Below are 26,058 nucleotides of genomic sequence, written 5' to 3'. Positions count from 1 at the left end.
CGGGGGCAACGGCGGGGACGTTCATCTGGTTGTCGCTGTGAGGCTCCGGTTCGTTACAGCGTATTTCGCAGCCAGTTTCCGAGCAGCCGGTGGCCGTGTTCGGAGAGCACCGACTCGGGGTGGAACTGGACGCCCTCGATCGGCGCGGTGCGGTGGCGCAGGCCCATGATGACGCCGTCGGCGGTGCGGGCGGTGACCTCCAGCTCCGGCGGGACGGTCTCCGGGAGCACCGCCAGCGAGTGGTAGCGGGTCATCCGGACCGGGGAGGGCAGCGTGGCGAACACCCCCTTGCCGTCGTGGCTGACGGCGCTGGTGCCGCCGTGCACGAGCTCGGGCGCGCGGGCGACGGTGGCGCCGTAGGCGTGCGCGATCGCCTGGTGGCCGAGGCAGACGCCGAGCAGCGGCTGACCGCGCCGGGCGGCGTGGTGGACGAGCGGGACGCTCACCCCGGCGGCCTCGGGGGTGCCGGGGCCTGGGCTGACGAGGACCCCGTCGAAGCCGTCGGCGTCGCTCACCCGCACCTCGTCGCGCGGGCGGACGTCACAGGTCGCGCCCAGCACCCTCAGGTACTGGACGATGGTGTGCACGAAACTGTCGTGGTTGTCCACGACGAGCACGCGGGTCATCGGCGCACGGTCACCTCGTCGAGCGTCACAGCGGGTTCCAGCAGCGGGAACACCACGTACCAGAGTACGACCGCCGTCCCCGCGGCCAGCAGGGCGGCCCAGAGCAGCCGCCGCCACGGGCCGCCGGGCAGACCGCGCCAGAGCCAGCCGTACATCCTCACGTCCTCCTGGGCTCGGTGTCCTTCAGCACCCCGTACACGATCAGCCGTTGCGCGGCCGAGTACTCGGGATGGCACGTCGTCAGCGTGATGTACGCCCGGACGGGCCGCAGGCCCGGACTGCCGGGCACCGGGGCGACCACGTCCACCTCGTCGGGGTCGACGATGTCCTGTGAGGTGACCCGGTAGGTGTAGCGGGCCTCGCGGGCCTCGACCACGAGCTCGTCGCCGCGTTCCAGCTCGTCGAGGCGGTTGAACGGGGCCGCGTAGGTGGTGCGGTGGCCGGAGACGACGAAGTTGCCGATCTCGCCGGGCATGGCCGTGCCGGGGTAGTGGCCGGGGCCCTTCTTCAGGTGCTCGGCCCGTACGCCCTCGATCACCGCGTAGCGATAGCTCCGGCCGAGTCTCGGGATGCGCAGCAGCGCCACGGCGCCGCCCAGCTCGACGCGGGGCGGGCGGGCGGCGTTCTCGGCGGCCAGGGTGCGCCGCAGCAGCAGTTGCTGGCTCGCCGTGTACGCGCCGGTGCCCCAGAGCAGATAGGCGCAGAACAGCGCCAGGACCAGGCCGGCGGTGATGCTCAGCTCTCCGATGGTCCGCAGCACGACCCGCACGTGACTCAGCGTAAACGGGACGGCACGCGCCGGCGGGGATCGCCATCACGTGCGCGTGGCGACTATTCTGGGGCTCTCTACCACTACCCTTAACGCAGAGCCTGCGGACGATCCGGAAGCCCAGGCCCTCAGCAGGAGTTATCCAGTGCCCAAGTCCAGGACGCGCAAGAAGGCGGTCTACACGCCGCCGCAGAAGTCCCAGCAGGTCAAGGTCAGCCCTCGCTGGCTGGCGCCGACGATGGTCGCCGCGTGGCTCATCGGCATCCTGTGGATCGCCACCTATTACGTGGCGCCGCGAGCACCCTTCATCGGCGATCTGCAGAACTGGAACCTGCTGATCGGGTTCGTTTTCATCATCTTCGGTGTGGTGCTCTCCACCCGCTGGCGTTAGTTCTTTTCCACAGCTTTTCCACAGCTGGGGACGTCAGTTCAGCATCGCCAAGACCATGGGCACCCTGACGACCACGAGCACGGCGAGCAGCACCACGAATCCCGTGATCGCCAGCACCTGCCACAGGGTGCGCTTGTCCTTGGGCGCGTAGGCCAGCGCGCCCGCCAGGGCTGCCCCGGTGATCAGGCCGCCGATGTGGCCGGTCCAGCTGATGCCGGGGACGATGAAGGTGATGCCCAGGTTGATCGCGATCAGCACGGCGATGCCGCGTACGTCCAGGTTCAGCTTGCGGCCGACCACGAACACTGCGCCGAACAGGCCGAAGATGGCTCCCGACGCGCCGACGGTGAGCACTCTCGGGTCGTCCATCCACAGCCCGAGCACCGATCCGCCGAGCGCGCTCACCAGATAGAGCGCGACGAAGCGGGCGTGCCCGAACGCGCGCTCCAGGTAGGGCCCGACCACGTAGAGGGCCCAGCAGTTGAACAGGATGTGGAAGGGCCCGCCGTGCACGAACGCGGCGGTGATCATCCGGTAGTACTCGTCGCCGAAGGCGACCATCACGGAGTTCATGCCCAGGTAGCGGTCGACGTTCGGCACGAGGTAACCGGCGGCGAACACGACCACGTTGACCACCAGGATGGTCCACGTCACGTACGGGGTGCGGACCACCGAGCCGCCGAAGGCCGACTTCGCCTGCCGGATCCCGCGATTGCCCTCGGCCACGCACTCGGGGCACTGGAACCCGACGGCGGCGTCACGCATGCAGTCGGGACAGATGGGCCGGTCGCACCGCTGGCAGCGGACCCACGTCTCCCTGTCGGGATGCCGATAACACGTGGGCACCGCCTCCGCGGGCTGTTCGGGCTGGACGGGCGGCTGGCTGGTCATGTCCGCAGCCTAAAGCCTGTCGACCGTTGCCGCGTCCCCCTGCGCCCCTGCTGGAGGGCGGAGCAGGGCGCCTCGTGGCCCGTCCGGCGCGTCCGGGCCTCCGGGGAGGGGGGCCGAGCGCGGGCCCCCGAAGGCCGGACGGACGCGTCAGGCCGGAACGCGGTCGACGGTGACCGACTCCAGGACGACTTCCTCGACCGGCTTGTCGTTGCGCCCGGTCTTGGTCTTGGAGATGGCGTCGACGACGTCCTGCCCCTCGACGACCTCGCCGAAGATCGTGTGACGACCGTTGAGGTGCGGCGTCGGCACGGTGGTGATGAAGAACTGCGACCCGTTGGTGCCCTTGCCCATCCGCTTGCCGGCGTTGGCCATGGCGAGCAGGTAGGGACGGTCGAAGTAGAGCTCGGGGTGGATCTCGTCGTCGAACTCGTAACCGGGGCCGCCGAAGCCCTCGCCGAGCGGGTCGCCGCCCTGGATCATGAAGTTCGGGATGACGCGGTGGAAGATCGTGCCGTCGTAGTAGCGGCCGGTGCCCTTCTCTCCGGTGCCGGGGTGGGTCCACTCGCGGGCGCCTTCGGCCAGCTCCACGAAGTTGCGGACGGTCTTGGGAGCTCTGTTGGGGAAGAGCTCGACCTTGATCATGCCGCGGTTGGTCTGCAGGTTTGCGATCAGCTTCTCAGCCACGAGACAGCTGCCTTCCTCTATACACGGAATGGAAATTGTGGTGTTTTGATGGCTATGGCCCTATGGCCTTCGCTGCCATCCTCCCACGACGGGCCATGATTGAGCCGCTTTGTATCGGGCAGGTCAGGCGCGGGGCCCCAACGATAGGGGAGGTTGTCGTGTCCCTGACACTGAGAAGACGCCGCCGCGTGGCCATAGAAGTGCCCACCACGTGGACGGGCCGAGTGAAGGCCCAGGCAGTGAAGACCGGCCAGCGTGTGACGCCGATGGCCGACCAGGCCAAGCTGGTCGCCTACAAGAGCGTCGACGACGCCAGGAGATGGGCTGCGCCCAGGCTGGAGAACGCCGCCCACCGGGTCGAGGACCAACTCGCACCGGCGGTCAGCTCGATGCTGAACGAGGCCGCCATCCGAGTGGATCCGCGCCGTTCGCCCAGGTCTCGGCGCTGGCCCATGTTCATCCTGGTGTCCGGTCTGGCGATCGGCGTGGCCGGAGTCATGTTCTATCGGCGCAACGCCCAGCAATGGACGGAGCACATGAAGGACTCCGCGTCCGACGCGTCCCGCTGGGCGCACGAGCGGCCCGACCGGGTCACGCAGTCGTCCACGGACCCGGCGGCCACGCCGATGTCCGAGCGGACCGATGAGGCGTCGCGCAAGATGCCATGATTCGCGGTGAAGGCGCGCTCCCGGTATTCGGGGGCGCGCCTTTTCGTGTATTCGGACATGCAGCAGTACGTGAGATTCATCACGATATTTGGCCTTATAGGGTCGTTTCATGTTGTACGGCAGAGCCACGGAGATCGCCGCGATCCAGGGCGTGATCGACGCGGCGGCGGCCGGCGCGGGACAGGCCCTGCTGCTGCGCGGCGAGGCGGGCATCGGCAAGTCGACCCTGCTCGACCTGGCCGCCGAGCACGCCGGACCCCGGACGACCGTGCTGCGCGCGTGCGGCGCCGAGGCCGAGGCCGACCTGGCGTTCGCCGCGCTGCACCAGCTGCTGCGCCCGGTGACCGGGCTGCTCGACGCACTCCCGGGGCCGCAGCGCGAAGCCGTGGCGGGGGCGCTCGGGCTGGCGGCGCCGAGCGAGGACCGGTTCCTGGTGGCGGCCGGGGTGCTCTCGCTGCTCGCGGAGGCGGCCGCGGACGGGGGCGTCCTCTGCCTGGTGGACGACCTCCAATGGCTGGACCGGGCGTCGGCGGACGCGCTGCTGTTCACCGCCCGCCGGGTCCGCACCGAGCGGATCGGGATGCTGCTGGCGGTCCGGGGTGACGGCACGTACAAAGGTGTGCCCGAGATACGGGTGCGCGGGCTGGACGACGAGAGCGCGGCCACCCTGGTGGACGCCCGCGCCTCGGCGGCACCGGCCGTCCGCGCCCGCCTGATCACCCTCACCGGCGGCAACCCCCTCGTCCTCGGCGAGACCCTGTCGTCGCTGACCCCCGACCAACTCACCGGCCTGCGTCCCCTCCCCGACCCCCTCCCAGGCGGCGCCCAACTCTTCGGCGACCCCATCACCCGCCTCTCGGCCCCGGCCCGGCACATCCTCCTGGCAGCCTCCCTGGAACCGGACACCACCCTGACCCTCCACACCGCCGCCCGGATGCTCAGCTGGGATGCGAAGGAGAAGGTGACGGGGGCAGGGCTGAAGGTCGCGGCGGCTGGGCTGGATGAGGCGGAGCAGGCTGGGCTGGTGGTCGTCGACGGGGCGGTGATCCGGTTCCGGCACCCGCTGGTGCGGTCGGCGATGCATGCCGCGGCCGGGCCGGTGGAGGTGCGGCGGGCGCACGCCGTGCTGGCGGAGCTGGTGGAAGGGGATCGGCGGGCCTGGCATCTGGCCTCCGCCGCCGTGGGTCAGGACGAGCAGGTGGCCGCCGCGCTGGCCGCCTCGGCAGGCCGGGCCCGTGCTCGGGGCGGGTACGGCGACGCGGCGACGGCGCTCGGCCGGGCGGCGGAGCTGACCCCGGACCCGTGGGCCCGCGCCCGCCGCTACACCGACGCGGCCACCGCCGCCTGGCTCGGCGGCCGCCCCGGCCAGGCCCAGACCTACCTGGCCGAGGCCCGCGCCCTCACCACCCCGCCTTCCCTCCCCGACGACCTGTACGACTCGTACAACCCTCTCGATCCGCAGGATCAGCAGGATGGGGATCTGCAAGGTCGGCGGCGTCTGCAGGGTCTACAGGGTCCGCAGGCCCAGCAGGGTCTGCAGGGGGCGCGAGGTCCGTACGAGCACCGCGACCCGTACCACCCCCAGGACCCGACGGACCCCGCGCCCCGGTGGGACGGGTTGCGGCGGGAGGTCAGGCAGTTGCGGGGGCGGTTCGAGTTGAACTCCGGGGATGCCGTCGAGGCCGTGCGGATCCTGGGCGCCGACGACAGCATGGAGTTGCTGGCCGACGCGTCCGAGGCGGCGAGTTATGCGGGCGACGTCCGGGCTCTGGTGGAGATCGGGCGCAGGGCGGCGGCGCATCCGCCGGGGTTTCTGCGGGACGTGGTGGCCGGGATCGGGCGGATGCTCGACGACGGCGGCGGGGTCGCGTTGCTGCGTGGCGCGCTGGAGCGGGTCGACGAACTGCGGGAGGCGGCCGAGTTCCTGTGGGCGTCGGCGGCGGCGAGCCATCTGGGTGAGGCGGATCTGTCGGCCGAGCTGGTCGAGCGGGCGGGCCGGGTGGCGCGCGTGTCGGGCATGGTGGGGCAGCTGCCGGTGGTGCTGGAGTTCGTGTCCACGGCCGAACGGCTCAAGGGCCGGCTGGCGGAGAGCGAGGCCATCGCCGAGGAGGGTCTGGCGCTGGCCAGGGAGGCCGGATACACCAACAGCGAGGCCGCGCATCTGGCGAACCTGGCCGTGGTGGCGGCGTTGCGCGGCGCGGAGGAGGCCTGCCGGGAGCATGCCCGCCGGGCGCTGGCCATCGCGGTGCCGCACCGGGTGGGGTTGCGCGCGGGTGTGGCCTCGTACGCGCTGGCGATGCTGGATCTGGGGCTGGGCAGGTACGACGCGGCGCACGCCCGGTTCTCGGCCCTGGCGGCGACGGGGCATCCGACGGTGGTGTGGCGCTCGACGCCGGACCGGGTGGAGGCGGCGGTGGCGGCCGGCGAGCCGGGGTCGGCCAGGGAGGCGCTCGAGGGACTGGAGCGGTGGGCCGCGCACGCCAGGACCCCCGAGTCGCGGGCGCTGCTGCTGCGCTGCCGGGCCCTGGTGGACGGGGACGCGGCGCTGTTCGAGGAGGCGGCGCGGCTGCACGGGGAGCCGTTCGAGGCGGCCCGCACCGCCCTGCTGCACGGCGAGCGGCTGCGCCGGGCCCATCGTCCTGGGCAGGCGCGGGCGCACCTGCGGTCGGCGCTGGAGACGTTCACCAGGTTGCGGGCGGAGCCGTGGGCCCGGCGCGCGAGCGGGGAGCTGCGCGCGGCCGGGGAGACGGCGGGCGCGCCCGGGGCGGTGGACGTGACGGCGGCGCTGACCCCGCAGGAGGCGCGCATCGCCCGCCTGGTCGCCGAGGGCGCGTCGAGCAAGGAGGTGGCGGCGCGGCTGTTCCTCAGCCCGCGCACGGTCGAGTACCACCTGTACAAGATCTATCCGAAACTCGGCATCACCAGTCGTACGGAACTCGCCCGCCTTCTGTAGAGCCCAGTAGTCCTACGGAAGGCACCGGCGCCGATCCCGGCCAAGCTTGGGGACATGACAGAGAACCTGATCAACGCGAACGGCATCGAGCTCTGGACCGAGGAGTTCGGCGACCCCGAGCACCCGCCCGTGCTCCTGGTGATGGGGTCGATGTCGCAGGGCATCCTGTGGCCGGAGGAGTTCGTCGGCCGGCTGGTCGCCGGCGGGCTCCGGGTGATCCGCTACGACCACCGCGACACGGGCAGGTCGGGCACCGTCGACTTCGACGCGCACCCCTACACCTGGCATGACATCAAGGACGACGTGCTGCGCGTGCTGGACGCGTACGAGCTGGACAGCGCGCACCTGGTGGGCCACTCGGCGGGCGGGCTGCTCGCCCAGTTCGTGGCCGTGGAGTCGCCGGAGCGGGTGCGCACCCTCACCGTGATCGGCTCGTCGCCGCTGGGCGGGCACGAGGGCGAGGTGATCATGCGGGCGCTCACCGGGCAGCCGCAGCCGGAAGGCAGCCTGCCGCCGCCGGCGCCGGAGTTCACCGCCCACTACACGAAGGTGATCATGAGCCCGCCGGCGGCCACCCGGGGCGAGCAAATCGACCGGATGATCGCCGAGGCGCGGGTGCTGAACGGAACGGCGCTGCCGTTCGACGAGGACGCGGAGCGGCGGCTGGCCGAGCGGATCTTCGAGCGGGCCCGGGACCTGGACGCGGCGGCCAACCACCGGCGGGCGGCCGCGGCGGACCCGGGGTTCGAGCCCGAGGGCGTGCTCGGCCAGGTCAAGGCGCCGACGCTGGTCATCGAGGGCACGCACGAACCGGCCAAGCCGGGCCACGGCGCGCTCATCGCCGCGGAGATCCCGGGCGCGGAGCTGCTCATGGTGCCGGACATGGGTCACATGCTGGCGGCCCAGGTGCGCGACGTGGTGGCCGACGCGATCTTGGCGCACACGGCCCGCGGCTGACCCGGACCTAGAGCACGGCGGAGATCGCGGCGAGCGCGTCGACGACCTGGCGGGAGTCGGGCGTGCTCTCCGGGTCGAGCAGCCACTGGATCATCAGCCCGTCGGCGATGGCGATCACCACGGAGACCAGCACCTCGGGCGCGACCGGCAGCTCGACCGCCGACTCGGCGGCGGCCCGCCGCAGGATGCCGACCCCCGCCGCGCGGGCCTGGGCGTACCCGCCGGCGAGGCGTTCGCGCAGCGCCTCCTCGCGCAGGGCGGCGGGGTAGCCCTCGACCAGGCCCATCAGCGTCGGCCGCATGTCGGCGAACACGTCGACCAGCGCCGCCATGGCGCGCTCCAGCAGCTCGCGGGGCGAGCCGAGGGCGTCGGCGAAGACGGCCTGCTCGGTCCGCACGGTCCACGCCTCGAAGCAGGCGATGATCGCCTCGTTGAGCAGGGCGTCCTTGCCGCCGAAGTGGTAGCCGATGGAGGCGAGGTTGGTGCCCGACGCCGCGACCAGGTCGCGCGCGGTCGTGCGGGCGTAGCCCTTCTCCTGCAGGCAGCTCACCGCGCCGGCGAGCAACCGCTCGCGGACCTCTTTTCGTGACACGAGATCCATGCTATCGATATATACAAGCGTCTATGACATACGTACGTATCGAAGGAGAGTCACGATGATCCCACCCGGGTCCCGGATGCCGGCCGCCGTCCAGACCGCATGGTTCCTGCGCGATCCCGCGGGCACGTTCGACCGGTTGCACAGCAGGCACGGCCCGATCTTCACGGTGCGCTACTTCGGGTTCCCGCCCGAGGTGTACGTGACCACGGCCGAGCTGGCCGAGCAGGTCTTCCGCACCGACCGGGGCGGCGGCCTGGCCGGCGCCGCCCGGCGCGACTTCCTGAAGCCCATGGTCGGCTCACACTCGGTGCTGACGCTGGACGGCGACGCCTGGTCACACCACCGCAAGGCGCTCACCCCGCCACTGCGCGCCAGGCAGGTGGCCGGCTACCACGACGAGATCGCGGACATCGCCGCGGAGAAGATCGCGACCTGGCCGCTCGGCGTGCCGTTCGCGCTGCGCGACCGCATACAGGAGATCACCCTGGAAGTGATCATCAGACTGATCTTCGGCATCCGCGACGCCGAGCGCCTCGGCCGGCTGCACGTCCTGCTCCCCCGCCTGATCACGCTCGGCGGGTCGGCGTCCGTCGTGATGCTGCCGTCCCACCTGCGCGGACGCGCCGCGAAGGCGCCTTTCACGCCATACGCGCGCTTCCTGAAGGCGCGCGCGACCGTCGACGCGATCCTGTACGAGGAGATCGCCCACCGGCGGCGGACCGAGGCGGACGGCGCCGACATGCTGAGCGGGCTGCTGGCGGCGGGCTTCACCGACGAGGAGATCCGCGACGAGCTGATCACCCTGCTCATCGCCGGTCACGAGACCACGGCGACCAGCCTGGCGTGGGCGTTCGAACGCCTGCTACGGCTGCCGCACATCCTGGAACGACTGCCCGACGACGAGGAGTATCTCGACGCGGTGGTCAAGGAGGTGATGCGCCTGCGGCCCGCCGTCTATGAGGCTCCCCGGCTGCTCGACGCCCCATTGCGGCTGGGCGACTACGAGGTGCCGGCCGGGTGGTACGCGGGACCGTTCATCCCGCTCGTGCATCTGGATCCCGACGCGTTCCCCGAACCGGAGAAGTTCAGCCCAGAGCGCTTCCTCGACGGGCGGCAGAGCAGGGCGTGGATGCCGTTCGGCGGGGGCCGGCGCTTCTGCGTCGGCGCTCAGCTGGCCCTGCTGGAGATGCGGGTCGTCATCCGGGAGGTGCTGCACCGCCTGGACCTCACGGCTCCGGACCCGGCGCCCGAGCCCAGGCGGCTCACCAACGTCACCCTCACTCCCGCACGACTGACCCGCGTTACTGCGCGCGCCCGGTCTCTTGATCGGACGAGGTAGCGGGGTGCATGTCGTCCCGTCGGTCGTCGGCGCCCAGCTCCTCACGGAGGCGGTCGTAGTCGATGTGATGACTGGTGTACTTCAGCTGGCGAGCGACCTTCGTCTGCTTCGCCTTGGCTCTTCCTCGGCCCATGGCTCAACTCCCTAGTCCCCGCTGCCCATGCTATCCGACAACGTTACGACTTGAAGAATTATGCAACTGCGCTGGATTAGTCTGTCACTATGCACGTGGAGGTCAACCAGGCCAAGGCCGATTTGTTCCGGACTCTCGGCCACCCCGCTCGCATCAGAGTGTTGGAGCTACTCCAGGAGGGGCCACTACCCGTCAGGGATCTCCTGGCCCAGATCGACATCGAGGCGTCGAGTCTCTCCCAGCAGCTGGCGGTCCTGCGCAGGGCGGGCATCGTCACCGCCATCCGTGAGGGCAGCACCGTGGTCTACACGCTGGCCACACCCGAGCTCGCCGACCTGCTGCGCATCGCGCGGCGCATCCTGACCGACATGCTGGCCGACCAGGGCCAGTTGCTCGCCGAGCTCCGGGCGGAGGTCACCTGACCGCTCCCATGGGCCGAAGCCGCCACCGGGTAGGCTTCGGCCCATGGTCTCCGAGCTCTTCGATCCCAAGGCGTGGCAGGCAGTCGACGGGTTCGACTTCACCGACATCACCTACCACCGGGCCGTCGATCAGGGCACGGTGCGCGTCGCGTTCAACCGCCCCGAGGTGCGCAACGCCTTCCGCCCGCAGACCGTCGACGAGCTCTATCGCGCGCTCGACCACGCCCGGCAGACCCCCGACGTCGGGTGCGTGCTGCTGACCGGCAACGGGCCCTCGCCCAAGGACGGCGGCTGGGCCTTCTGCTCCGGCGGCGACCAGCGCATCCGCGGCAAGGACGGCTACCAGTACGCCGACGGCTCGGCCTCGACCGGGCGGCTCCACATCCTCGAGGTGCAGCGGCTGATCCGGTTCATGCCCAAGGTGGTCATCTGCGTGGTGCCCGGCTGGGCGGCCGGCGGCGGCCACAGCCTGCACGTGGTGGCCGATCTCACACTCGCCAGCGCCGAGCACGCCCGGTTCAAGCAGACCGACGCCGACGTGGCGAGCTTCGACGGCGGCTTCGGCTCCGCCTATCTCGCGCGCCAGGTGGGGCAGAAGTTCGCCCGCGAGATCTTCTTCCTCGGCGACACCTACAGCGCGGCCGACGCCCACCGGATGGGCATGGTCAACGCCGTGGTCCCGCACGAGGAGCTGGAGGCCACCGCGCTGGAGTGGGCCCGCAAGGTCAACGGCAAGTCGCCGACGGCGCAGCGGATGCTCAAGTTCTCCTTCAACCTGATCGACGACGGGCTGATCGGCCAGCAGGTGTTCGCCGGGGAGGCGACCCGGCTGGCCTACATGACCGACGAGGCCGCCGAGGGGCGCGACGCGTTCCTGGAGAAGCGTGAGCCCGACTGGTCTCCTTACCCGTACCACTACTGACCCGGGCGGCAGACTGGGGGCGTGCGCATCATCGTGCCGCCGGCGCTGACCGCGTCGCACGTCAAGTTCGACGGTGAGGCGGGGCGCGCCTGGTCGGCGGGGCTGCCCGCGCTGGCCGGGCGCTACCTGGAGGAGTGGGGGCTGCGCCTCGACGGCGAGCCCATGCACGGCGTCGTCTCGCTGGTGCTGCCCGTGGCGCGGGCCGACGGCTCACCCGCCGCGCTCAAGCTGCAACCGGTCACCGACGAGAACGCCACCGAGCCGATGGGGCTGCGCGCCTGGAACGGCGACGGGTCCGTGCTGCTGCTGGAGCACGACCCGGCCACCGGGACGATGCTGCTGGAGCGGCTGGACGAGCGCCGGCCGCTGACGGCGGTGGCCGACGACCTGGCGGCGCTGGAGATCCTCGCGGCGCTGCTGGCCCGGTTGGTGGCGCGGCCCGCGCCCGAGGGGCTGCGGCGGCTCGGCGACATCGCCGGGCAGATGCTCGCCGACGTGCCCGCGGCCCTGGCGAAGCTCCCCCGGGAGGAGGACCGGTCCTGGCTGCGCCGGTGCGCCGACACGGTGGCCGAGCTGGTCGGCGAGCCCGGCGACCAGCTGCTCCACTGGGACCTGCACTACGACAACGTGCTGGCCGGGGAGCGCGAGCCGTGGCTGGCGATCGACCCGAAGCCGCTGGCCGGCGACCCCGGGTTCGATCTGCTGCCCGCGATCCACAACCGGTGGAGCGAGGTGGTGGCCTCAGGCGACGTGCGCCGTGCGGTGCTGCGCCGTTTCGACCTGATGGTCGAGATCCTGGAGCTGGACCCGGCGCGGGCGGCCGGCTGGACGCTCGGCCGGGTGCTGCAGAACTCGCTGTGGGACGTCGAGGACGGCGAGACCCGGCTGCACGACGTCCAGCTCGCCGTCGCCGAGGCGGTGACTCACCGCCAGTAGACCGGGTACCTCGGGCCCGGGAGCACCCTGCCCAGGATCACTCCTCCGGCGATCACCAGCGCGCTGGCGGTCAGCACCGGGTTGAGCAGGTAGACCGGGTCCGGTGCGGTGAGCCCGATCAGCGCCGCCGTGGCCGCGGCGGGCGGGTGCGGGGCGCGCAGCAGGAGCATGGGCCCGATCGACAGGGCGGCGGCCACGGACGCCGTCCACACCGACGGGCCGGCCAGGGCGACGGCTGCCAGGGCGAGCGCCGCCGCGCCGGCGTGCCCGAACGCGATGCTGCGCGGCTGCGCGAACGGCGCCGCCGGGGCCAGCGCCACGATCGCCGCGCTGGCCACGAACGGCAGCGCGAACAGGCCGGGTTCGACGGCCCCGGCGACGGCGGCGAGCAGCAGCAGCCCGGCCAGCGCCGCCACCATGGCGACCACCGCGTCCTTGACCCGGCGGCCCCCGGGCGCCGGGTCAAGAGCGGGCGCCGGTCCAGGAGCGGGCGCCGGTCCAGGAGCGGGCGCCGGTCCAGGATCACGCGCCGGGTGGGGGCCGGGCGCCGGGTGGGGGCCGGGCGCCGGGTGGGGGCCGGGCGTGGTGCGGCGGTTGGAGGGGCGGGTCATCGCCGTCAGTCCGACAGGCCGCGGAGGAAGTCGCGGGTCAGGGCCGCGATCTGGGTGAGCCTGGTCTCCAGCGGGAAGTGCCCGGCGTCCAGCAGGTGGACGCGGGCGTCCGGCACGTCACGGGCGAAGGCCCGCGCGCCGTCCGGGCCGAAGATCTCGTCGTTGCGGCCCCACACGGCCAGCACCGGCGGGCGGTGCGTGCGCAGGTACTCCTGCCACCGCGGGTAGAGCGCGACGTTGGCCGCGTAGTCCAGGAAGAGCGCGAGCTGGACGGCGTCGCTGCCCGGCCGGTCCAGCAGCGCCTGGTCGAACAGCTCCTTGTCCGGGTTGACCAGCGCGGTGTCCGGCACGCCGTGCGTGTACTGCCAGTGGGTGGCCTCCCGGGTGAAGAAGGCGCGCAGCGCCGAGGGGTCGGCGTTCGGGTCGGCCCAGAGCTTCCTGAACGGGTCCCAGAACGGGGTCAGCCCTTCCTCGTACGCGTTGCCGTTCTGCGTGATGATGCCGGTGATCCGCTCGGGATGCCGCTCGGCGAGCCGGAAGCCGATCGGCGCCCCGTAGTCGTGCACGTAGAGCGCGTACCGCCGGAGCCCGAGCGTCTCCAGCGCCCGGTCCACCACGTCGGCGAGCCGGTCGAAGGTGTAGCCGAACTCGCCGGCCGCCGGCGCCGAGCTGTGGCCGAAGCCGGGGTAGTCGGGCGCGATCAGGTGGAACTCGTCCGACAGCTCGCCGATCAGCTCCTGATAGGCGAGCGACGAGGTCGGGAAGCCGTGCAGCAGCACGAGCGTGGGCGCGGACGGGTCGCCCGCCTCCCGGTAGAAGACGTCGAGCCCGTCGACGCGGACGGTGCGGTAGCGGATGGCCATGCGAGCCCCTTAACCAGTGAAAGCGATTTAGACAGTTAAGTGATAACATGGTGATCCGCAACCAGTCAAATGGCTTTCAGAGGTTAATCAGCGTGAGACTCCGCCCGCTCAGGACCGAACCCGTGGGGCTGGACCTGGTCGACACCGTGTGGATCGACGACGTGCCGCTGCTCGACCAGTTCGACGACCCCGACGGCGTGCGGGCCTGGCTGGCCGATCACGACCTGCCGGGCGGCGACGACCCGGAGCGCGTCCGTGATCGGCTGGTCCAGGCCCGCGACGCGATGCGCGCCCTGCTGGAGCGGGGCGAGGAAGCCCCGCTCAACGCGGTGCTGGCGCACGGCGCCCGCCGCCCTCAGCTGCGCGGCGGGGAGCCGTACGAGGCCGTCGTCCTGGACGATCCGCTCTGGCACGCGGCCTGGGTGGCGGCCGCCGATCTGGCCCGGGTGCTCGGCGAGCGCCCGGAGCGGGTGCGGAAGTGCGCCAACCCGCGCTGCGTGCTGTGGTTCCGCGACGTGAGCAAGAACGGCGGCCGCCGCTGGTGCTCGATGGACGTGTGCGGCAACCGGGCCAAGGTCGGCCGGTTCAACCAGCGGCAGCGCGCCCGTTCCTAGCCGATCGTCAGGACGATCTTGCCCGCGCCGTGACGGGCCTCGATCTCGCGGTGCGCGTCGGCCGCGCGTTCCAGCGGGTACGTGCGCCGTACCGGGAAGCGCAGTCGGCCCTCGGCGTACAGGGCGGCGTAGCGGGCCAGGCGCTCGGCGCTGCGCGTGCCCCGGGTCAGCTTGACGCCCAGCTCGGCCGCCCTGCCGTGCTCGACCAGGGTGAGGATGCGGTCGCGGTCCTTGACCAGCTCCAGCGACACCTCCAGGGCCTCGCCGCCCGCGCCGTCGAGCGCCGCGTCCACGCCGCCGGGGGCGAGGGCGCGCACCCGGTCCGCCAGGCCCGCGCCGTAGACGACCGGGACGGCGCCGAGGTCGCGCAGGTAGGCGTGGTTCTCCTCGCGGGCGGTGCCGATCACGGTGGCCCCGCGCATCCTGGCGACCTGCACGGCGACCGTGCCGACCGCTCCGGCGGCGGCGTGCACGAGCAGCGTGTCGCCCTCCCCCACGCCGAGCCCGTCGAGCGCCAGCTCGGCCGTCTGCGCCCCCGCGGTCAGACCGCCGGCCGGCTCCCACGGCATCGAGGCGGGCTTGGGGGTCACGTCGCCCGCGCCGACCACCACGTACTCGGCGTAGCAGTGGAGCAGCGAGAACCCGAGCACCTCGGCCCCCGGAGCCGTCCCCGTCACGCCCTCCCCCACCTGGTCCACCACGCCGGCGAACTCGTTGCCGGGGATCCGCGGCAGGTCACCCGTCACCCCCGGCGGGGTCCACCCGGCCCGCACCGCCGCGTCGAACGGCTGCACCCCGGCGGTCCGCACCCGTACCCGCACCTGACCCGGGCCCGCCTGAGGGGCGGGCAGTTCCATCACGCGCAACACGTCGGGGCCGCCGAACTCGGCGAAGGCGGCGGCCCGCATCATCTCATCGGTCATGCGTGCAAGCGTGATTCCTCAACCGCGCTTGAGGTCAAGCGAGCCGACGAAACGCAACTTATGCCTAACCGTTCGGGAACTTTTCGCTTTACTCCTTCTTTATCTGTATATAGTCCGACAGACGGAGCACCGGGGGACGGGGCATCGAGTATTGAGCGAGTTTCTGCAGGTCGCACTGGCCTTCCCGACGGCCGTCTTCAGCTTCCTGCTGATCGTGGTCGTCGCGTACTGGATCGTCGTGATCACCGGGCTTTTCGACCTGGAGGGCGACGCGTCGTGGCTCGGATTCGGCGGCGTGCCGGCCGGGGTCACCCTCTCACTGCTCGTCGCGCTGGCATGGCTGCTGACCCTCGTCGGCAGCCAGTTCGTCACCGGCCCGCTGCTGTGGGCCGTGCCGGTGCTCGCACTCGGCGGAGCCTGGCTCGGCACCCGTGGCCTGCTGGTTCCGCTGCGGAGGCTGGTGCCTGACGGACCCCAGCCCTCGCGCGCGGACTTCGTCGGCCAGATGTGCGTGATCCGCACCGGCCGCGCGACCTCCGACTTCGGCCAGGCCGAAGTCACCGCCGCGGACGGCTCCTCGGCCGTCGTCCAGGTGAGGACGACCGGCCAGGACCGGCTCACCCGCGGCCAGACAGCCCTGATCTTCGAATATGACGCAGACGGCGAGTTCTTCTGGGTCATGCCTTACGAAAGTGAGCACTGAATTGGATGTGATCTCCACCGGATTCGGCGTCTTCATCGCCGTCGTCGTCATCATCGTCCTCGGCCTGCTGATCCTCATCAGCCGCCTTTTCCGCAAGGTGGAGCAGGGCAAGGCGCTGATCATTTCGAAGATCAACAGGGTCGACGTGACCTTCACCGGCGCCGTGGTTCTCCCCGTCGTGCACAAGGCCGAGACCATGGACATCTCGGTGAAGACCATGGAGATCGAACGCACCGGTCGCGAAGGGCTGATCTGCCGGGACAACATCCGCGCCGACATCAAGATCACGTTCTTCGTCCGGGTGAACAAGACCGCCGAGGACGTCATCAAGGTCGCCCAGGCCATCGGCACCGAGCGGGCCAGTGACGAGAAGACGCTGCAGGAGCTGTTCAACGCCAAGTTCTCCGAGGCGCTCAAGACCGCGGGCAAGCACCTGGACTTCGTCGACCTCTACACCAAGCGCGACGAGTTCCGTGACGAGATCGTCCGGATCATCGGCACCGACCTCAACGGCTACAGCCTCGAGGACGCGGCCATCGACTATCTGGAGCAGACCGCGCTGCACCAGCTCGACAAGAGCAACATCCTCGACGCGCAGGGTATCCGCAAGATCACCGAGCTGACGGCGATCGAGCACGTGCGCACCAACGAGTTCCAGCGCACCGAGGAGAAGGAGATCACCCGCCAGAACGTGGAGGCCCGCGAGGCCATCCTCGAACTGGAGCGCCGTCAGGCCGACGCCGAGATCAAGCAGAAGCGCGAGGTCGAGACGATGAAGGCCCGCGAGGAGGCGGAGATCTACCGGGTGCAGGCGGAGGAGCGGCTGCGCGCCCAGACCGCCGCCATCAAGACCGACGAGCAGCTCGGCGTGCAGCAGGAGAACCGCAACCGCGAGGTGGCCGTCGCGGAGAAGAACCGCGAGCGCGTGATCGCCATCGAGTCCGAGCGCATCGAGAAGGACCGCCTGCTGGAGGTCATCGCCAGGGAGCGGGAGACCGAGCTGTCGCGCATCGCGAAGGACAAGGAGGTCGAGACCGAGAAGCGGTCGATCGCCGAGGTCATCCGCGAGCGCATCGTCGTCGACAAGACGGTGGCCGAGCAGGAGGAGGCCATCAAGCGGCTGCGCGTGGTGGAGGAGGCGGAGCGTACCCGCCAGTCCGTCATCATCGCCGCCGAGGCCGAGGCGCAGGAGAACCTGGTCAAGGACATCAAGGCGGCCGAGGCCGCCGAGGCCGCGTCGAAGTTCAAGGCCCGCGAGGAGCTGGTGCTGGCCGAGTCCAGGCAGCAGGCGGCCGAGCTGGACGCGCGGGCCAAGATCCGGCTGGCGGAGGGCCTGCAGGCCGAGGCGGCCGCGACCGGCCTGGCCGAGGTCCAGGTCAAGGAGCGCGACGCGGAGGCGATCGAGAAGGTCGGCCGGGCCGAGGCGCTGGTGCTGAACGAGCGGCTGCAGGCCGAGGCCGAGGGCGCGCGGGCGATGGCGCTGGTCGAGGGCGAGCGGCTCAAGGCGCAGGCCGCGGGCGAGCAGGCGATGGCGCTGGCCAACGCCGCGGCCGTGGGCGAGAAGCTGAAGGCCGAGGCGGAGGGTCTCACCGAGAAGGCCGCCGCGATGGCCGCGCTGGACGAGGCCAGCAGGGCGCACGAGGAGTACCGCCTGCGCCTGGAGACCGACAAGGAAGTGCGGCTCAAGCAGATCGACGTCTCCCGCCACCTGGCCGAGTCGCAGGCCAGCGTGCTGGCCGCGGGGCTGGCCAACGCCAACATCGACATCGTCGGCGGCGACACGACGTTCTTCGACAGGGTGGTCGGCTCGATCACGGCCGCCAAGACGGTCGACAGCTTCATGGGGCACTCCGAGGTGGCGAGCTCGCTCGCGGGCCCGTACCTGAACGGGAGCGCCAACCTGGTCGAGGACCTCAAAGGCGTCATCGGCGGGGTGAGCAGCGAGGACCTGAAGAACCTCACCGTGTCGGCGCTGCTCCTGCGGCTCATCCAGCAGGGCGGGCCGGAGTCCGGGCCGCTCGGCGAGCTGCTGGACACGGCGCGCCGGCTGGGCGTGGCAGACAAGCCGGTGGCCGCGCTCTCCGCGTCGAAGGTCTGACGCGTGACGGACCAGGTCGGCTTGGAGGCCGGCACCTACGAGGTGCTGCGGAACCGGCTCGGCGCCCAGGCCAGGGCGCTGGCCGGGGCCGCCGAGGCGGTCAACGCGGCCCGGCTGGAGGTGTTCGGCGGGGCCGAGCTGCGGCTGCTGGGCACCGAGCGGATCCGCACCGAGAACAACTGCGTGCCCCGGGACATCGTGTCCCTGGGCGAGGTGATGCTGTTCGGCTACAACGTCTTCATCGGGCTCAAGCCGGAGACGTCGGTGACCGACGTGTTCGCGGTGCACCGCTTCACCCGGGAGGGCGACGGGTTCCGGTTCGAGCAGGGCAAGCTGGAGGCGCTGGGCGACCCGGCGTTCAAGAAGGACTTCGCCGAGCTCTACCGGTACTACAAGGAGACCCGCCTGAAGCAGCTCAGGCGGGTCGAGGGCAAGCTGCTGGCGGTGTTCAGGACCGGGCCGGCCGACATCCGGGTGCTGCGCTGGGCGGTCAGTCCCACCGGAGTCCCGAAATATCTGGATAACAGGGGTGAGCGGGACCATGTCTTCCCGCCCTCCCACGATTTCACGTGGACCCCTGCCACCCGCGACGACCACGTACTCGGCCGGCACCCGCACATCGACATCCAGGGCGAGGTGTTCGTCGAGACGCTCGGCGGCGACCTCACCATCAAGGTCGAGAACAACACCGAGACCGGCGAGGGCATCTACGCCGAGCCGGTCGCCGAGCCGCTGCAGAGCCTCGCCGACGCCGACGTCGAGCACGCCAGGGTCGGCCCGCTCATCCTCATGCGGATCAGGCCGTACAAGGAGGACGCCTGGCGGCACCTGGTCTTCAACACCCGCACCAAGGCCGTGACCCGGCTGGACGGCATCGGCCAGGCCTGCCAGCGGCTGCCCGAGGACCAGGGGCTGATCTTCCCCGGCGGCTACTACCTGACCACCGGGGCCAGCAAGACGTTCGACACGGACGTGGCCGACCTGGAGTTCGAGCGGGTCGTGCGGGCCCCGAACGGCGAGGACGTGCTGTACGTCTTCCACGCCAGGGGCGACGGCCGCTCGCTGCTGCTGCCGTACAACGTGATCAGGAAGGAGGTGGCCAACCCCATCGTCTGCCACGGGTACTCGCTGTTCGACGACGGCACGATGGTGGTCTTCCGCGCCACCTCCGAGGAGCCCACGCGGGTGCACCCGATGCAGGTGTGGCAGACCCCGTACGTCTCCGACACGTACGCGGCCGGGCAGCCCACCGGCACCGGCCCGCTGGAGCGGATCGGCAACGCCGAGCTGGTCCGGGGCATCTCCGACTGTCTGTCGATCACCCGCATGGTCGAGGAGATGGCGCCTTCGGCGGCCACGTTCGAGGCGCTGATCGCGGCCTGCACGCGGGCCTTCGACAGCTACCACTGGCTGGGCGAGCACGGCCTGAGCGAGCCGATCGCCGACGTGCGCGCCACCGCCGAACAGGTGCTGGACGAGTACGAGAACGTCGAGCAGCTCACCGCCCAGGCCGCCGCCACGCTCGCCGAGGCCGAGGACGAGGTGACCCGCCTGGTCCGGCGGACCGGCGCGGACGCGCCCGGGACCGCCGACGCGTGGGTGAGCCTGCTGGCCACGCTCCGTCGCGCCCAGGGGCACCTGGTGACGCTGCGCGAGGTGCGGTACATCGACCTGCGCCGGCTGGACGAGCTGGCCGCCGACCTGGGCGGCGCGCTGGACGAGGCCGGCCGGGGAGCCGTGGCGTTCCTGGAGGGCGCCGACGCGTTCACCGGCTACCACGCGGCCGTCGAGGCGCTCGCGGCCGAGGCGGCGGCGATCGGGACCGCCGCCGAGGCGGGGCCCGTCGCCGACCGGCTGTCCGAGCAGGCCGAGGGCCTGGAAGTGGTCACCGAGGTGGTCGGCTCCCTGGACATCGCCGACGCCACCGTGCGCACCGCCATCCTGGGCCGCATCGCCGAGGTGCTCGGCGGGGTCAACCGGGCGCGCGCGATGCTCGACGGCCGCCGCCGTGAGCTGCTCGGCAGCGAGGGCCGGGCCGCGTTCGCCGCCGAGTTCGCGCTGCTCGGCCAGTCGATCACCGGCGCGCTGGCGATGGCCGACACCCCCGCGCGCTGCGACGAGCAGCTCGGCCGGCTGATGCTCCAGATCGAGAACCTGGAGTCGCGCTTCGGCGAGATCGACGACTTCGCCGACCAGCTCACCGGCAAGCGCGACGACGTCTACGAGGCGTTCTCGTCCCGCAAGCAGAGCCAGCTCGACGCGCTCGCCCGGCGCGCGGACCGGCTGTTCGGCTCCGCCGACCGCATCCTGGCGAGCGTCACCCGCAGGATCGCCACGCTCGGCTCGCCCGACGAGATCAACACGTACTTCGCCACCGACCCGATGGTGTCCAAGCTCCGCTCGGTCGCGGCCGAGCTGCGCGAGCTCGGCGACTCCGTACGGGCCGAGGAGCTGGACGGGCGGGTCAAGGCGGCGCAGCAGGAGGCCGGGCGGGCGCTGCGCGACCGGCTCGACCTGTTCGCGGACGGCGGCGAGACGATCAAGCTGGGCCGCCACCGGTTCGCGGTCAACACCCAGCCGATCGACCTCACGCTGGTGCCGCACGACGACGACATGCGGCTGGCCATCACCGGCACCGACTTCCGGTCGCCCGTGCCGGGCTCGTTCGCCGACACCCGGCCCTTCTGGGACCAGCTCCTGGTCTCCGAGACGAACGAGGTGTACCGGGCCGAGTATCTCGCGGCGTCGCTGCTCGACCGGGCCGTGCCCGGCGACGACCTGGCCCGCCTGGTCAGGGAGGCCGCCGCGGCCCGCTACGACGAGGGCTACGAGCGGGGCGTGCACGACCACGACGCGGCCGCGATCCTCGACGCGCTGCTCCGGCTCCGCGACGGCGCCGGGCTGCTGCGCTACCCGCCCGAGGCGCGGGCCTCGGCGCAGCTCTTCTGGGCGCACGGCGTGGACGAGGTTTCACGTAAAACATTGGCCACCCGGGCCGCGTCGCTGGTGCGGGCCCGCGAGGTCTTCGGCCCCGGCCCCGCGCTCGCCACGCTCGCCGCCGAACTGGGCGCGCTGATCGCCGCCTTCCTGGCGACGGTCGGCCTGCCCGACACCGACGCCGCGGCGTCCGGCGACTACCTGGTGGAGGAGCTGGCCGGCACGCCCGCCGGGTTCGTCACCAGCAAGGCGGCGCGCGACCTGCTCGACGGGTTCCACCACACGCTCGGGCCGTCCCGGGCCCGCGGGTTCGAGTCCGACCTCAAGGCCGTCGCGCTGCCGGAGCGGGTGCAGCTCGCCCGCGCCTGGCTGGGCGCCTACACGCAGGGGCCCGAGCTGGCCGAGGCCGTCGCCGTGCAGCTGTGCGACCTGCCCAGGCACGACTCCAGCGCCACCGTCACCGCCACCGTGGAGGGCCTGCTCGGGTCGCACCCGCGGATCGCCGACAGGAAGCTGGAGATCCGGCTGGACGAGCTGCTGTCCAGGACCCGGCACTTCGCCGCCGAGCGGGTCCCGGGCTTTCGCGCGTTCCAGAAGCGGCGCACCGAGCTGGTCGCCGCCGAGCGGGACCGGCTGCGGGTGGAGGAGTACAAACCCAAGGTCATGAGCGCGTTCGTGCGCAACCGGCTGCTCGACGAGGTCTACCTGCCGCTGATCGGCGACAACCTGGCCAAGCAGCTCGGCGCGGCGGGCGAGGGCAAGCGCACCGACCAGATGGGCCTGCTGCTGCTCATCTCGCCGCCCGGCTACGGCAAGACGACGCTGATGGAGTACGTGGCCAGCCGGCTCGGGCTGTTGTTCGTCAAGGTGAACGGGCCCGCGCTGGGCCACGACGTGACCTCGCTCGACCCGGCCGAGGCGCCGAACGCGACCGCCAGGCAGGAGGTGGAGAAGATCTCGTTCGCGCTGGAGGCGGGGAACAACACGCTGCTGTACCTGGACGACATCCAGCACACCTCACCGGAGCTGCTGCAGAAGTTCATCTCGCTCTGTGACGCGCAGCGGCGCATCGAGGGCGTCTGGAACGGCCGCACCCGCACCTACGACCTGCGCGGCAAGCGGTTCGCCGTGTGCATGGCCGGCAACCCGTACACCGAGTCGGGGCAGCGGTTCCGCATCCCCGACATGCTCGCCAACCGGGCCGACGTGTGGAACCTGGGCGACGTGCTCTCCGGCCGCGACGAGCTGTTCGCGCTCAGCTACATCGACAACGCGCTCACCTCCAACCCGGTGCTCGCGCCGCTGTCGGCCCGCGACCGGTCGGACGTCGAGCTGCTGGTCAGGCTGGCCAGGGGGGACGCGACGGTCCGGCCCGACCAGCTCAAGCACCCGTACACCAAGCCGGAACTGGACCAGATCCTCAGCGTGCTGCGCAAGCTGGTGCGGGTCCAGCAGGTGGTGCTGGCCAACAACCGGGCCTACATCGCCTCCGCGGGCCAGGCCGACGCCTCGCGCACCGAGCCGCCGTACCGGCTGCAGGGCTCGTACCGGAACATGAACAAGCTGGCAGAGCGGATCGTCCCGGCGATGAACGACGACGAGCTGGAAGCGCTCATCGACGACCACTACCTGGGCGAGGCGCAGACGCTGACGGCGGACGCGGAGGCGAACCTGCTCAAGCTGGCGGAGCTGCGCGGCCGGCTCACGCCGGAGCAGGCCGCCCGGTGGGCCGAGATCAAGGCCGCCTACCTGCGGGAGAAGGCGCTGGGCGGCGACGCGGACGACCCGATGAGCCGGGCCGTCGGCGCCCTGGGCCTGCTCGCCGACCAGGTGCGGGACGTGGGCTCGGCGATCAGGGACCGGTGAGACCCGCCGCCGCGCGGTCGGCGGCGGAGATCGCCTCGCGGCTCGCGGGCAGCAGCGGCAGCCGCACGTCCGGGGTGGGGATGAGACCCCGGGCGTGCAGCACGCCCTTGATCACGGTCGGGTTCGGCTCGGCGAACAGCGCGGCCGACACCCGGGCCAGCCGGTGCCCCAGCGCCCTGGCCCGGGTCGCCTCGCCAGCCCGCCAGGCGGTGACCAGCTCCGCGAACGCGTCCGTGGCGAGGTGGGCCGAGGCCAGGATGCCGCCGGCCGCGCCCATGGCCAGGAGCGGCGAGACGAACACGTCGTCGCCGCCCAGCACGTCGAACCCGTCGGGCAGGTCGCCCAGCAGGTCCACCGCGTCCTGGTCGACGCCGCCCGCCGCGTACTTGACGGCGGCGACGCGCGGGTGCCCGCCGAGCCGCCGCAGGGTCGCCGCGCTCACCGTCTGCCCGGTCCGGTAGGGGATGTGGTAGATCACCAGCGGCACCGGCGTCTCCTCGGCCAGCGCCTCGAAGTGCGCGACCACGCCGCGCTCCGACGGCCGCAGGAAGTACGGCACGGTGACGAGCGCCGCCGCCACCCCCTCGGGCAGCTCCTGGAGCGCCCGGCCGACCGAGCGGGTGTCGTTGCCGGTCACGCCGACGGTCAGCGGCACCCCGCGCTCCCGGCAGGCGGCGGCGCACGTCTCGATCACGCGGCTCCGCTCGTCCGGCGTCAGGGCCGCGACCTCGCCGGTCGTGCCCAGCGCGACGAGCCCGGAGGCGCCCTGGCCGAGCATGTGGTCGGCCAGCTTGCCGAGCGCGTCGAACGCCACCTCGCCGTCGGGGCCGTACGGGGTGATCAGGGGTACGTGGATTCCGGTGAACATGTCCTCAGCCTGACCTGCCCGGACACGTAAGGTCCAGCGACGATTTCTACGCTTCACCGTAAGATGAGCTGATGCTCGACCCTCGCAAGCTCCACCTCCTGCGCGAACTGTCCCGGCGCGGCACCATCGCGGCCGTCGCCGAGGCCGCCGCCTTCACCCCGTCGGCGGTCTCCCAGCAGCTCAGCGCGCTCGAACGGGAGGCGGGCGTGCCGCTGCTGGAGCGCACCGGCCGCACCGTGAGCCTCACCCCCGCCGGTCTGCTGCTCGTCGAGCACGCCGCGGCCGTGCTCGAACAGCTCGAACGCGCCTCCGCCGCGCTCGCCGCCGCCCGCGGGGGCCCGTCCGGGCCGCTGCGCGTCGGCGCGTTCCCGACCGCCGCCCGGGTCCTGCTGCCGCCCGCGCTCGCCCGGCTCGCCGCCGACCACCCCGGGCTGGTGCCGATGATCTCCGAGATCGACCCAGCCGACGTCTCCGCCGCCCTGCGCGCCGGGGAACTCGACGTCGCGCTCGTGCACGAGTACGACTTCGTGCCCCCGGTCACCGACGAGGCCCTGGAGACCGAGCCGCTGTTCGCCGAGCCGATGTACCTCACCGACCGGCCCGCCATCACCGCCGCCGCCGGCGACCCGTGGATCGCCGCCACCCCCGGCACCCTGTGTCACACGATGACGATCAGGGCCTGCCAGGCGGCCGGGTTCGAGCCCGACGTGCGCCACCACCTCGACGACTTCGACACCGTGCTCTCCTTCGCCGCCGCCGGTCAGGGCGTCGCACTGGTGCCCCGCCTCGCCGCCCTGGCCCCGCCGCCCGGCGTCCGGCTCACCCCGCTCCCCCTGCGGCGCCGCACGCTGGCGGCCTTCAGACGCGGGTACGGCGGACACCCGGCCGTCAAGGCCGCCATCGCCGCCTTCCACGACGCCCTCACCCAGCTCGACCTCTGAGCACGGCGTCCAGCACCGCCGCGGTGCCCGCCCGGTCGGAGGCGTCGTAGGCGCCGGCCGTGACCGCGACCACCAGCTCCCGCGACGGGACCACGAGCAGGCACTGGCCCCCGTTGCCGGTGGCCATCACCGCCGCCGGCTCACCCGTGTCCACGTACCAGTGGTAGCCGTAGTGGCGCTCGCCGGAGATCGGCACCCGCGGCCGGAGCATCTCCTCCAGCCACTTCTCCGGCACCACGCCGTCACCCCGGCGCAGCAGCAGCCCGCCGATGGCCGCCAGATCGCGGGGCCGCAGCCGCAGCCCGGCGGCAGCCAGCGGCGCCCCGTCGGCTCCCCTCGTCCAGTCGAACCCGCCGATGCCCAGCGGCTCGAACAGCACCCGCGCCGCGTACTCGTCCAGCGGCCGGCCCGCGCCCCTGGCGATGATCTTCCCCAGCAGCGCCGTCGCCCCGCCGCAGTAGGCCCATCGCGTCCCCGGCTCCTCGACGATCGGGCGCTCCAGGACGTACCGGTACCGGTCCGGCGCGTACTCCATCGCGATCTCGCTGTTCGCGGTGCTCGTGTACGGCGCGCTCTCGTCCCAGGCGAGACCGAGCGTCATGGTCAACGCGTGCTCGACGGTCAGGGCCGCCCTGGCCGGGTCCTCCGCCAGGTCGCGATGCTCGGGGAACGGCTCCAGCAGCCGCGCACGCGGATCGGGCACGAGCCCGTCGCCGAGCGCGATCCCGTACAGCAGCCCCACCACGCTCTTGGTGATCGACCGCAGGTCGTGCGGGGTGTCCGCGTCGAACGTCACGTGCCCCAGCGACTCGTTCAGCCGGAAGTCCTCCCCGGCGCCGTACCGCTCCGCCACCCGCTCGCCGCGCTCGACCACCACGACCCCGTGCACGTTACGCGCCTGCCCGGCGCTCAGCACGGCGTCCAGCCGCTCCGCGATCTCCATGACAACCTCCCGTACGTGGATCAATCTCCTCATACCGTGTCAGAGTCGAACGCCTGGGTAGCGGAACCGACGCGAGCGCGAGCATCCAGGCAGGTGACATGCACAGGACGGACCCCTTTCCCTTCGAACTGTCCGTGACGGTCAGCGAGCGGACCCCGGCGGCCATCGAGGCGGCCGCCTACCCCCTGGCGCAACGGTTCTTCGGCCCCGACGCCGAGGTGCACGTGGTCAGCGCCAAGGTGGCGCCGGACCCGGAGCACGACGACCGCTTCACGGCCACCGTCGTCTTCCGCCGGATGGTCACCTAGGCCGTGTTTCGAAAGATCATGTGTGGGGCGTGTCGGTGATCGTTGAACGAAGAGGTCTCCGGTAGTTGGTTCAACGACCAAGAAGAACGAA

At 71.9% G+C, this 26,058-nt stretch carries 26 protein-coding genes; 14 read left to right on the top strand and 12 right to left on the bottom strand.

The features are described 5' to 3' along the window. Window positions 1-53: 53 nt before the first annotated feature. The 3 genes from ACGFI7_RS30630 to ACGFI7_RS30620 are packed head-to-tail and all read right to left on the bottom strand — an operon-like array spanning window position 54 to window position 1,395. The gene (locus tag ACGFI7_RS30630; RefSeq protein ID WP_393410590.1) at window positions 54-626 is read right to left on the bottom strand and encodes an anthranilate synthase component II; all 573 of its coding nucleotides are present in this window, start codon (window positions 624-626) and stop codon (window positions 54-56) included. After that, window positions 623-781 (bottom strand): hypothetical protein, encoded by a 159-nt coding sequence (locus ACGFI7_RS30625; protein ID WP_393410588.1) that lies wholly within the window; start codon window positions 779-781, stop codon window positions 623-625. The genes ACGFI7_RS30630 and ACGFI7_RS30625 overlap by 4 nt, the downstream gene beginning before the upstream one ends. A 2-nt stretch (window positions 782-783) precedes the next feature. Further along, on the bottom strand, window positions 784-1,395 hold the full coding sequence (locus ACGFI7_RS30620) for a class E sortase (protein WP_393410586.1): 612 nt from the start codon (window positions 1,393-1,395) through the stop codon (window positions 784-786). Between the two features lie 145 nt (window positions 1,396-1,540). Here ACGFI7_RS30620 and ACGFI7_RS30615 point away from each other — a divergent pair, with 145 nt between their 5' ends. Then, on the top strand, window positions 1,541-1,786 hold the full coding sequence (locus ACGFI7_RS30615; RefSeq protein ID WP_393410584.1) for a cell division protein CrgA: 246 nt from the start codon (window positions 1,541-1,543) through the stop codon (window positions 1,784-1,786). 33 nt (window positions 1,787-1,819) lie between these two features. On the opposite strand, the gene ACGFI7_RS30610 is transcribed toward ACGFI7_RS30615, so the two are convergent. Together ACGFI7_RS30610 and ACGFI7_RS30605 are read right to left on the bottom strand one after the other, a co-directional pair. Next, complete coding sequence (locus ACGFI7_RS30610; protein WP_393410582.1) at window positions 1,820-2,677, bottom strand: rhomboid family intramembrane serine protease; 858 nt, start codon at window positions 2,675-2,677, stop codon at window positions 1,820-1,822. 147 nt (window positions 2,678-2,824) lie between these two features. After that, window positions 2,825-3,361, bottom strand: coding sequence for a peptidylprolyl isomerase (locus tag ACGFI7_RS30605; RefSeq protein ID WP_393410580.1), 537 nt, complete (start codon window positions 3,359-3,361; stop codon window positions 2,825-2,827). 224 nt (window positions 3,362-3,585) lie between these two features. Here ACGFI7_RS30605 and ACGFI7_RS30600 point away from each other — a divergent pair, with 224 nt between their 5' ends. The 3 genes from ACGFI7_RS30600 (at window position 3,586) to ACGFI7_RS30590 (ending at window position 7,939) form a co-directional block, all read left to right on the top strand. Further along, window positions 3,586-4,029, top strand: a complete 444-nt coding sequence (locus tag ACGFI7_RS30600) for a hypothetical protein (protein ID WP_393410578.1) — start codon at window positions 3,586-3,588, stop codon at window positions 4,027-4,029. A gap of 109 nt (window positions 4,030-4,138) precedes the next feature. After that, the gene (locus ACGFI7_RS30595; RefSeq protein WP_393410576.1) at window positions 4,139-6,982 is read left to right on the top strand and encodes an AAA family ATPase; all 2,844 of its coding nucleotides are present in this window, start codon (window positions 4,139-4,141) and stop codon (window positions 6,980-6,982) included. A 54-nt stretch (window positions 6,983-7,036) separates the two neighbouring features. After that, window positions 7,037-7,939 carry an alpha/beta fold hydrolase gene (locus ACGFI7_RS30590; protein WP_393410574.1) on the top strand — a complete coding sequence of 301 codons (903 nt, stop codon included), beginning with the start codon at window positions 7,037-7,039 and terminating at the stop codon, window positions 7,937-7,939. Window positions 7,940-7,946: 7 nt separating this feature from the next. On the opposite strand, the gene ACGFI7_RS30585 is transcribed toward ACGFI7_RS30590, so the two are convergent. Continuing rightward, window positions 7,947-8,531, bottom strand: a complete 585-nt coding sequence (locus tag ACGFI7_RS30585; protein ID WP_393410572.1) for a TetR/AcrR family transcriptional regulator — start codon at window positions 8,529-8,531, stop codon at window positions 7,947-7,949. A gap of 64 nt (window positions 8,532-8,595) precedes the next feature. Between ACGFI7_RS30585 and ACGFI7_RS30580 the strand changes: the two genes are divergently transcribed. After that, a complete protein-coding gene (locus tag ACGFI7_RS30580) occupies window positions 8,596-9,879 on the top strand; it encodes a cytochrome P450 (RefSeq protein ID WP_393410570.1) in 1,284 nt (427 codons plus the stop codon). Here ACGFI7_RS30580 and ACGFI7_RS30575 read toward each other — a convergent pair. Next, complete coding sequence (locus ACGFI7_RS30575; protein ID WP_393410568.1) at window positions 9,842-10,012, bottom strand: DUF3073 family protein; 171 nt, start codon at window positions 10,010-10,012, stop codon at window positions 9,842-9,844. The two genes, ACGFI7_RS30580 and ACGFI7_RS30575, sit on opposite strands and share 38 nt — an antisense overlap. 89 nt (window positions 10,013-10,101) lie before the next feature. Here ACGFI7_RS30575 and ACGFI7_RS30570 point away from each other — a divergent pair, with 89 nt between their 5' ends. Genes ACGFI7_RS30570 through ACGFI7_RS30560 form a run of 3 tightly spaced genes read left to right on the top strand, consistent with a single transcriptional unit; the run spans window position 10,102 to window position 12,292 of the window. Beyond that, the gene (locus ACGFI7_RS30570) at window positions 10,102-10,434 is read left to right on the top strand and encodes an ArsR/SmtB family transcription factor (RefSeq protein WP_393410566.1); all 333 of its coding nucleotides are present in this window, start codon (window positions 10,102-10,104) and stop codon (window positions 10,432-10,434) included. A gap of 43 nt (window positions 10,435-10,477) precedes the next feature. Further along, the gene (locus ACGFI7_RS30565) at window positions 10,478-11,356 is read left to right on the top strand and encodes a 1,4-dihydroxy-2-naphthoyl-CoA synthase (protein WP_393410564.1); all 879 of its coding nucleotides are present in this window, start codon (window positions 10,478-10,480) and stop codon (window positions 11,354-11,356) included. A gap of 21 nt (window positions 11,357-11,377) precedes the next feature. Then, window positions 11,378-12,292 carry an aminoglycoside phosphotransferase family protein gene (locus tag ACGFI7_RS30560; protein WP_393410562.1) on the top strand — a complete coding sequence of 305 codons (915 nt, stop codon included), beginning with the start codon at window positions 11,378-11,380 and terminating at the stop codon, window positions 12,290-12,292. Here the strand turns inward: ACGFI7_RS30560 and ACGFI7_RS30555 are convergent. Continuing rightward, window positions 12,280-12,903: an HPP family protein gene (locus ACGFI7_RS30555; protein ID WP_393410560.1), complete on the bottom strand. Its 624-nt coding sequence runs from the start codon at window positions 12,901-12,903 to the stop codon at window positions 12,280-12,282. The genes ACGFI7_RS30560 and ACGFI7_RS30555 overlap by 13 nt on opposite strands. Window positions 12,904-12,908: 5 nt before the next feature. Continuing rightward, window positions 12,909-13,766, bottom strand: a complete 858-nt coding sequence (locus ACGFI7_RS30550) for an alpha/beta fold hydrolase (RefSeq protein ID WP_393410558.1) — start codon at window positions 13,764-13,766, stop codon at window positions 12,909-12,911. A 92-nt stretch (window positions 13,767-13,858) separates the two neighbouring features. Between ACGFI7_RS30550 and ACGFI7_RS30545 the strand changes: the two genes are divergently transcribed. Next, window positions 13,859-14,380, top strand: coding sequence for a CGNR zinc finger domain-containing protein (locus ACGFI7_RS30545; protein WP_393410556.1), 522 nt, complete (start codon window positions 13,859-13,861; stop codon window positions 14,378-14,380). Here the strand turns inward: ACGFI7_RS30545 and ACGFI7_RS30540 are convergent. Next, window positions 14,377-15,288 carry an NADP-dependent oxidoreductase gene (locus ACGFI7_RS30540; protein ID WP_393411395.1) on the bottom strand — a complete coding sequence of 304 codons (912 nt, stop codon included), beginning with the start codon at window positions 15,286-15,288 and terminating at the stop codon, window positions 14,377-14,379. The two genes, ACGFI7_RS30545 and ACGFI7_RS30540, sit on opposite strands and share 4 nt — an antisense overlap. Window positions 15,289-15,454: 166 nt before the next feature. On the opposite strand from ACGFI7_RS30540, the gene ACGFI7_RS30535 reads away from it, so the two are divergent. The 3 genes from ACGFI7_RS30535 to ACGFI7_RS30525 are packed head-to-tail and all read left to right on the top strand — an operon-like array spanning window position 15,455 to window position 22,907. Further along, window positions 15,455-16,006, top strand: a complete 552-nt coding sequence (locus ACGFI7_RS30535) for a hypothetical protein (RefSeq protein WP_393410554.1) — start codon at window positions 15,455-15,457, stop codon at window positions 16,004-16,006. Between the two features lies 1 nt (window position 16,007). Beyond that, window positions 16,008-18,104, top strand: a complete 2,097-nt coding sequence (locus ACGFI7_RS30530; protein WP_393411393.1) for a flotillin family protein — start codon at window positions 16,008-16,010, stop codon at window positions 18,102-18,104. Between the two features lie 3 nt (window positions 18,105-18,107). Further along, window positions 18,108-22,907, top strand: coding sequence for a DNA repair ATPase (locus ACGFI7_RS30525; RefSeq protein WP_393410552.1), 4,800 nt, complete (start codon window positions 18,108-18,110; stop codon window positions 22,905-22,907). Here ACGFI7_RS30525 and dapA read toward each other — a convergent pair. Next, window positions 22,894-23,775, bottom strand: coding sequence for a 4-hydroxy-tetrahydrodipicolinate synthase (gene dapA, locus ACGFI7_RS30520; RefSeq protein WP_393410550.1), 882 nt, complete (start codon window positions 23,773-23,775; stop codon window positions 22,894-22,896). The two genes, ACGFI7_RS30525 and dapA, sit on opposite strands and share 14 nt — an antisense overlap. Before the next feature lie 71 nt (window positions 23,776-23,846). Here dapA and ACGFI7_RS30515 point away from each other — a divergent pair, with 71 nt between their 5' ends. Beyond that, on the top strand, window positions 23,847-24,716 hold the full coding sequence (locus ACGFI7_RS30515) for a LysR substrate-binding domain-containing protein (protein WP_393410548.1): 870 nt from the start codon (window positions 23,847-23,849) through the stop codon (window positions 24,714-24,716). Here ACGFI7_RS30515 and ACGFI7_RS30510 read toward each other — a convergent pair. Beyond that, on the bottom strand, window positions 24,697-25,659 hold the full coding sequence (locus ACGFI7_RS30510) for a serine hydrolase domain-containing protein (RefSeq protein ID WP_393410546.1): 963 nt from the start codon (window positions 25,657-25,659) through the stop codon (window positions 24,697-24,699). The genes ACGFI7_RS30515 and ACGFI7_RS30510 overlap by 20 nt on opposite strands. A 98-nt stretch (window positions 25,660-25,757) precedes the next feature. On the opposite strand from ACGFI7_RS30510, the gene ACGFI7_RS30505 reads away from it, so the two are divergent. Continuing rightward, the gene (locus ACGFI7_RS30505) at window positions 25,758-25,967 is read left to right on the top strand and encodes a hypothetical protein (RefSeq protein ID WP_393410544.1); all 210 of its coding nucleotides are present in this window, start codon (window positions 25,758-25,760) and stop codon (window positions 25,965-25,967) included. Window positions 25,968-26,058 lie beyond the last annotated feature (91 nt).

This window comes from Nonomuraea sp. NPDC048826, assembly GCF_043198225.1.
In the GTDB taxonomy this organism is placed as follows: Bacteria; Actinomycetota; Actinomycetes; order Streptosporangiales; family Streptosporangiaceae; genus Nonomuraea.
Note: the sequence above shows the minus strand (reverse complement) of the source record. Positions and strands in the feature narration are given on the sequence as shown.

What these genes read in the sequence shown, in the direction of transcription:
- ACGFI7_RS30630 (WP_393410590.1), bottom strand. Translation starts at nt 626, where the DNA reads ATGACCCGCGTGCTCGTCGTGGACAACCACGACAGTTTCGTGCACACC.
- ACGFI7_RS30625 (WP_393410588.1), bottom strand. Translation starts at nt 781, where the DNA reads ATGTACGGCTGGCTCTGGCGCGGTCTGCCCGGCGGCCCGTGGCGGCGG.
- ACGFI7_RS30610 (WP_393410582.1), bottom strand. Translation starts at nt 2,677, where the DNA reads ATGACCAGCCAGCCGCCCGTCCAGCCCGAACAGCCCGCGGAGGCGGTG.
- ACGFI7_RS30595 (WP_393410576.1), top strand. Translation starts at nt 4,139, where the DNA reads ATGTTGTACGGCAGAGCCACGGAGATCGCCGCGATCCAGGGCGTGATC.
- ACGFI7_RS30590 (WP_393410574.1), top strand. Translation starts at nt 7,037, where the DNA reads ATGACAGAGAACCTGATCAACGCGAACGGCATCGAGCTCTGGACCGAG.
- ACGFI7_RS30580 (WP_393410570.1), top strand. Translation starts at nt 8,596, where the DNA reads ATGATCCCACCCGGGTCCCGGATGCCGGCCGCCGTCCAGACCGCATGG.
- ACGFI7_RS30575 (WP_393410568.1), bottom strand. Translation starts at nt 10,012, where the DNA reads ATGGGCCGAGGAAGAGCCAAGGCGAAGCAGACGAAGGTCGCTCGCCAG.
- ACGFI7_RS30570 (WP_393410566.1), top strand. Translation starts at nt 10,102, where the DNA reads ATGCACGTGGAGGTCAACCAGGCCAAGGCCGATTTGTTCCGGACTCTC.
- ACGFI7_RS30565 (WP_393410564.1), top strand. Translation starts at nt 10,478, where the DNA reads ATGGTCTCCGAGCTCTTCGATCCCAAGGCGTGGCAGGCAGTCGACGGG.
- ACGFI7_RS30555 (WP_393410560.1), bottom strand. Translation starts at nt 12,903, where the DNA reads ATGACCCGCCCCTCCAACCGCCGCACCACGCCCGGCCCCCACCCGGCG.
- ACGFI7_RS30550 (WP_393410558.1), bottom strand. Translation starts at nt 13,766, where the DNA reads ATGGCCATCCGCTACCGCACCGTCCGCGTCGACGGGCTCGACGTCTTC.
- ACGFI7_RS30540 (WP_393411395.1), bottom strand. Translation starts at nt 15,288, where the DNA reads ATGCGGGCCGCCGCCTTCGCCGAGTTCGGCGGCCCCGACGTGTTGCGC.
- dapA (WP_393410550.1), bottom strand. Translation starts at nt 23,775, where the DNA reads ATGTTCACCGGAATCCACGTACCCCTGATCACCCCGTACGGCCCCGAC.
- ACGFI7_RS30515 (WP_393410548.1), top strand. Translation starts at nt 23,847, where the DNA reads ATGCTCGACCCTCGCAAGCTCCACCTCCTGCGCGAACTGTCCCGGCGC.
- ACGFI7_RS30510 (WP_393410546.1), bottom strand. Translation starts at nt 25,659, where the DNA reads ATGGAGATCGCGGAGCGGCTGGACGCCGTGCTGAGCGCCGGGCAGGCG.
- ACGFI7_RS30505 (WP_393410544.1), top strand. Translation starts at nt 25,758, where the DNA reads ATGCACAGGACGGACCCCTTTCCCTTCGAACTGTCCGTGACGGTCAGC.